Here is a 6,180-nt window from a genome sequence, read left to right on the forward strand (position 1 = left end):
TCATTATTTATTTTAGCACAAAAGATAAAATAATGCCGAAGAATTTGGAGGAAATTATGTTTTTAATGATAGATAATTATGATTCTTTTGTTTATAATCTTATAAGATATTTTGAAGAGCTTGACGAAAAAATTATAGTATATAGAAATGATAAAATAACGATAAAAGAAATCGAAAATATGGACTTAGAAGGAATAATAATTTCTCCTGGGCCAAAGTCTCCTAAAGAAGCTGGATTAAGTTTAGATATTATAGATAGATTTAAATGTGATATACCTATATTAGGTATATGTTTAGGACATCAATGTATAGGTCATTATTTTGGCGGTGATATAGTTAAAGGTAAAGAACCAATACACGGGAAAATAAGCTATATAGAACATAATGGACATGGTATTTTTAAAAATGTAAAGAATCCTTTAAGGGTTACTAGATATCATTCTCTTATTGTAAAAAATCAAAATCTTCCAGAAAATTTAGAGGTTACTAGTAAAACTACAGATGACGTAATTATGGGAATTAAACATAGGGATTATAATATTTATGGTTTACAGTTTCATCCTGAAGCCGAAATGACTGAGGAAGGACATACTATGTTGAAAAATTTTATAGATATATGTAAAAACTATAAAAAGAGAGGTTAATGAATGAATTTTAAGATAGAAGAGTTTTCCACAGATTTAAATATATTTGAAATTTATAGTTGCTTTAAAGATAATAATAGTATATTACTAGACAGCTCTAAAGAAGATAGGGATTTATCTAAGTATTCATTTATCGGTTTAAATCCATTTTTAACTTTTGAAGCTTATGGTAGGGAAAGTTATATTAATGGACAAAGAGTTTGCAATGGTGATCCATTTCTAGTTTTAGAAAATCTTATTAAAAAGTATGACTTTAAATATGATATAGAAGTACCTTTAATAAGTGGTGCTATTGGGTATATATCTTATGATGCTGGTAGAATAATAGAAGATATCAAGGATATTTCTAAAGAAGACTTTAGGATTCCGGATATGAGATTTAAATTCTATGATAATATAATAATATTTGATCTTATAAATAATAAAAAGTATTTAACGGCCTTGGGGGTAAAAGAGGATTCTAATAAAAGTATTAAAAAAATATTAGATACTATACAAAAAAATATTAATATATATAAATCAAGAGAGGATTTAATAAGCAAAAATGATATGGATAAAACAAAAAATAATAAGTTTTATTCAAATTTTTCTAAAGAAGAATATATTGATAAAATTAAGAGATTGAAAGAATATATAAGAAGTGGTGATGTATATATAGCCAATATGACTCAAAGATTTTTATGTGAGTCTAATGAGGATTCTATAAAAATCTATAAAAGTCTTAGAAGTATTAATAAAGCACCATTTTCAGCATTTGTTAATTATGATGATTTTCAAATTATATCTTCATCACCTGAAAGATTTATTCAAATTAAGGATAGAAAAGCACATACTAGACCGATTAAAGGGACGAGACCTAGAGGAAAAGATAGCAGAGAGGACTTGTTAAATAAGGAAGCATTAATTAATAGTGAAAAAGATAAAGCAGAATTATTAATGGTAGTAGATTTAGAAAGAAATGATTTTAGTAAGGTATGTAAACCTCATACAGTAAAGGTAACTGAATTATTTAAATTAGAAGAATATGCTACAGTATTTCATCTTGTTTCTACGATTGAAGGAGAGTTAAAGGATGAAATATCAGAAGTTAAATTTATAAGAGAATGCTTCCCAGGGGGATCTATTACAGGAACTCCTAAAATAAGAGCTATGGAAATAATTGAAGAACTAGAGATGTTAAAGAGAAATATATATACTGGATGTATAGGGTATTTTGACTTTAGAGGAAATTCTGATTTTAATATTGCAATAAGAACAATAATAAAGAAGGATAATAAAGCTTACTTCGGAGTTGGTGGAGGCATAACTTATGATTCAATTGAAGAAGATGAGTATGAGGAAACTTTAGATAAAGCGAAGGCATTAATGAAGGTGTTATAGTGAGGAAAGTAATTTTTAATGAAGATAATGTTTTAATAGATAGTGGAACTTTTTTTGGAAGAGGTGTTTTTGAGACGATATTAATAAAAAATAAACCTCATTTTTTAAAAGAGCATATTGAAAGATTAAATGATGGAATTACAAAATTGTCGCTAGGGGAGCATATAAAGTCAGATATTGTTTTAGAAAAAATAAATGAGTATAAGTTAGATAATTTAGCTTTAAAATTAGTTGTAACAGAGAAAAATATAATTTTTTCAACTAGGGAGCTTAAGTATAAACCTGACAATTATGAAAAAGGATTTAAAGTGAAAATAGCTAACAACATAAGAAATAGCAAATCAATCTTAACATATATAAAGTCTATTAATTATTTAGATAACTTATTAGAATACGAAAAGGCAAACTTAGAAGGATATAACGAAGCTATTTTTTTAAATGAGAACAACTGCTTAACTGAAGGTTGTACAACAAATGTTTTTATAATAAAAGATAATAATATTTATACTCCTTCAGAAAAGTGTGGTTTATTAAATGGTATTATAAGAAAATATGTAATAGACAATTTCAATGTATATGAAAAAGAAATTTCAAAAGAGGAACTACTAAATGCTGAAGAAATATTTTTAACTAATTCACTAGTAGGAGTAATTAAAGTTTCTGAAATTGAAGGGTGTAAATTTAAAAGTAGAATTACTGAAGATATTAGAAAAACTTATGAAGAGCATATAGGAGTTAGGGAGGTATAAATAAAATGGATAGAGAAAAGATATTAGCAGGAGCCAAGCTTATTTTAGAAGGGATAGGTGAGGATGTAAATAGAGAAGGGCTTTTAGAAACACCTGATAGAATAGCTAGGATGTATGAAGAGATATTTGGTGGATTAGGTAAAGATGCAAGGGAGATTTTATCTAAGACATTTGAAGTAGATAATGATGATCTTGTAATAGAAAAAGATATAACATTCTTTTCAATGTGTGAGCATCACATAATACCGTTTTATGGTAAGGCGCATATTGCATATATACCGAATGGAAGAGTTGCAGGTCTTTCAAAGCTTGCAAGAACAGTAGAATTATATTCTAAAAAACCTCAATTGCAAGAACGTCTAACTTCAGAAATAGCAGATGCAATAATGGATAACTTAGATGCTAAAGGTGCAATGGTTGTAATTGAAGGTGAGCATATGTGCATGACTATGAGAGGTGTTAAAAAGCCAGGGGCTAAAACTATTACAACAACATATAGAGGCATTTTTAAAGAAGATTTAAATTTAAGAAAAGAAGTATTGGGGTTAATTAAAAGTTAAGAGTTAAAAGTGAAGAGTTAAGGTGAGAATTGCTTGGGAATTTTCAAAAACATATAGTTTAATTTTAAAAATTACTAAAGTAGTTTTAACATTAACTTTTATTTGTGAATTATTAACTGTTAACTAGATTGGGGGTTGCTTTGAAAAAAGTAGATGATATTTTAAATAATAGTTTATATAAGGAAAGTTTAGAAAAGCTTTTAAGGTATGAGGAAAAAAGAGAGTTTTGTAGGCATGATTTAAAGCATTTTATAGATATGTCTAGAATTGCATATATTATGGTTTTGGAAAAAGGTTTATCATTCTCAAAAGAGTTAATATATGCTATAGGACTATTACATGATATAGGAAGAGTAAAGCAATATGAAGAAGGAATTCCGCATCATATTGCTAGTGTAGAGTTAAGTGAAAAAATTTTAAAAGATATAGATTTTACAGAAGAAGAGAAAGAGGTAATTTTAAAATCTATTGAAGGACATAGAAGAGAGAATGATGATGAGTTAGGTGCTATAATATATAAAAGCGATAAGATTTCAAGGGAATGCTTTAGCTGTAAAGCCATTGATGAATGTTATTGGAGCGATGAAAAGAAAAACTTAAAAATTAATTACTAATTCTTAAGTTGAAATTTTAAATTGTAAATTTAAAATTGTGAATTATATAAGGGGTGATAATGTGAAAATAGGAAATAAGGAGTTTGAATTAGGAGAAAGAACTTATATTATGGGGATACTTAATGTAACACCAGATTCTTTCTCTGATGGTGGTAAGTATAATGAGGTAGAAGAGGCAATAAAGCATGCAAGACAATTAGTAGAAGCAGGTGCTGATATAATAGATATAGGTGGAGAGTCTACGAGACCTGGCGCTTTATATGTGGATGAAAATGAAGAGATAGCAAGAGTAGTTCCTATAATAAAAGCTATAAAAGAAAATTTAGATATAATAATATCTATTGATACATATAAAAGCAAGACTGCAGAAGAATCTATAAAAGCAGGTGCTGATATAATTAATGACGTATGGGGATTTAAAAAAGATAAAAATATGGCAAAGGTAGCAGCTAAGTATGATGTGCCATGTATATTAATGCATAATAGAGAAGATAAACCTTATAATAATATTATTGAAGATGTATTAGAAGACTTAAAAGAAAGTATAAATATTGCATTAGAAGCTGGAGTTAAAAGAGATAATATAATTTTAGATCCAGGAATAGGATTTGCAAAGACTTATGAAGAAAATCTTATTGTTATGAATAATGTTGATAGACTTAAAGAATTAGATTATCCAGTACTTCTTGGCACTTCTAGAAAGTCAATGATAGGATTAGCTTTAAATCTTCCTGTTAATGAAAGAGTAGAGGGAACAGTAGCTACTACAGTAATGGGAATTATGAAAGGCTGTGAATTTATAAGAGTACATGATGTATTAGAAAATAAAAGAGCAGCAGTTATGACAGATAAAATTTTAAAGGCGAAGTAGGGTAAGAGAATGGATAAAGTATATTTAAAAGATATTGAGATATTTGCAAATCATGGAGTGTTTAAAGAAGAAAAAGTATTAGGACAAAAGTTTATTCTTTCATTAGAATTATCTTTAGATTTTAAGGAAAGTGCTGTGAATAATGACTTAACTAAATCAGTGCATTATGGAGAGCTATGTCATAAGGTAGAGAAGCTTTTTCAAGAAGAAAGCTGTGATTTAATTGAGACTGTAGTTGATAAAATAGCGAAATTTGTTTTAGAAGAGTACAAAATAGTTAAAGAAGTTAAAGTTCTTCTAAAAAAGCCATGGGCACCTATAAATAGACATTTAGATTATGCTGCAGTAGAAACTTCAAGAAAGAGGAGTATTGCGTATATAGCATTAGGTAGCAATATAGGAGATAAAAAGAAATATATAGAAGATGCTATAGTGAAAATAGCTAAAGTTAAATATGTAGAGGTTATAAAAGAAGCTGAAATAATAGATACAAAACCATGGGGGTATGAAGAACAAGATGACTTCCTAAATACTGTTATAGGGGTTGAAACATTATTAACTCCTCAAGAATTAATGAAAGAACTTTTAAGCATTGAAAAAGAATTGGATAGAGTTAGAGAATTAAGATGGGGACCAAGAACAATTGACTTAGATATAATACTATTTGACAATATAGTTAGTAATGATGATTTTGTAATAATACCTCATCCGCAGATGCATTTAAGAGAATTTGTATTAGAACCATTAAATCAAATTGCACCATATGCATTACACCCTTTAATGAATAAGAGAGTTTTTGAATTGTTAAGCGATTTGAAAAGATAATCTGAAAATATATATAGGTGATACTACGTAAAAATTATTAGTTGTATCACCTATTTATTATATAAATTTAATTATTTTCCCTTTGGTGAGATTTATTTATTACGTAAGAGCAGAAGGAATAAAGGTTGTTATATGTTGAAACCCCTTCCATAGTGATTTTATCTTCTGAAAAATGACCATCCCAAGGATAAAGAGTAACTGATGAATCATCATAGATGTTAATTACATATTTTTCTTTAGAAAACTCTATACATAGTTCATATTTTGCTGTTTCAGAAGTTTCTAGTTCGGTTAGATAATTGTTATTATTTAACGATTCAAAAAAGTTTAATAAGATATCTTTATCTTCTTCATCTACTGTATAATATTTATAGAAATCTGTATCAAATACCTTTAAGGTAAAAGGTTCATCATTTTTTAAGTTTTTATATATTAAACTTGAGTAATAATAATCATTAGGTTTAGATTTTATATTTAAGTATCTAGGATCATCAAATACACATCCTTGTAAAGATAAAATAAGAAGAGTTATTATAA

At 27.4% G+C, this 6,180-nt stretch carries 8 protein-coding genes; 7 read left to right on the plus strand and 1 reads right to left on the minus strand.

Features of this window, described 5'->3' with window-relative positions; genetic code table 11:
• Positions 1-56 precede the first annotated feature (56 nt).
• From H8S20_RS06570 to folK, 7 genes are all read left to right on the plus strand, one after another.
• Positions 57-644, plus strand: coding sequence for an anthranilate synthase component II (locus H8S20_RS06570; protein ID WP_032119159.1), 588 nt, complete (start codon positions 57-59; stop codon positions 642-644).
• 3 nt (positions 645-647) lie between these two features.
• Positions 648-2,024 (plus strand): aminodeoxychorismate synthase component I, encoded by a 1,377-nt coding sequence (gene pabB / locus H8S20_RS06575; RefSeq protein WP_032119158.1) that lies wholly within the window; start codon positions 648-650, stop codon positions 2,022-2,024.
• Entirely contained in the window at positions 2,024-2,773 is a 750-nt protein-coding gene (locus H8S20_RS06580) for an aminotransferase class IV (RefSeq protein WP_186859604.1), read from the plus strand. Before pabB ends, H8S20_RS06580 begins: the two co-directional genes overlap by 1 nt.
• Positions 2,774-2,778: 5 nt before the next feature.
• Positions 2,779-3,333, plus strand: coding sequence for a GTP cyclohydrolase I FolE (gene folE, locus H8S20_RS06585; protein WP_186859605.1), 555 nt, complete (start codon positions 2,779-2,781; stop codon positions 3,331-3,333).
• Positions 3,334-3,473: 140 nt separating this feature from the next.
• Positions 3,474-3,947 (plus strand): HD domain-containing protein, encoded by a 474-nt coding sequence (locus tag H8S20_RS06590; RefSeq protein ID WP_186859606.1) that lies wholly within the window; start codon positions 3,474-3,476, stop codon positions 3,945-3,947.
• A gap of 61 nt (positions 3,948-4,008) precedes the next feature.
• Entirely contained in the window at positions 4,009-4,818 is an 810-nt protein-coding gene (gene folP, locus H8S20_RS06595; RefSeq protein ID WP_032119154.1) for a dihydropteroate synthase, read from the plus strand.
• Positions 4,819-4,827: 9 nt separating this feature from the next.
• Complete coding sequence (gene folK, locus H8S20_RS06600) at positions 4,828-5,643, plus strand: 2-amino-4-hydroxy-6-hydroxymethyldihydropteridine diphosphokinase (protein WP_032119153.1); 816 nt, start codon at positions 4,828-4,830, stop codon at positions 5,641-5,643.
• A 67-nt stretch (positions 5,644-5,710) separates the two neighbouring features.
• On the opposite strand, the gene H8S20_RS06605 is transcribed toward folK, so the two are convergent.
• Positions 5,711-6,180, minus strand: a 470-nt coding sequence (locus H8S20_RS06605) for a DUF4883 family protein (protein WP_207725271.1), incomplete at its 5' end; no start/stop codon positions are given.

It is taken from the genome of Clostridium hominis (assembly GCF_014287825.1).
In the GTDB taxonomy this organism is placed as follows: Bacteria; Bacillota; Clostridia; order Clostridiales; family Clostridiaceae; genus Clostridium; species Clostridium hominis.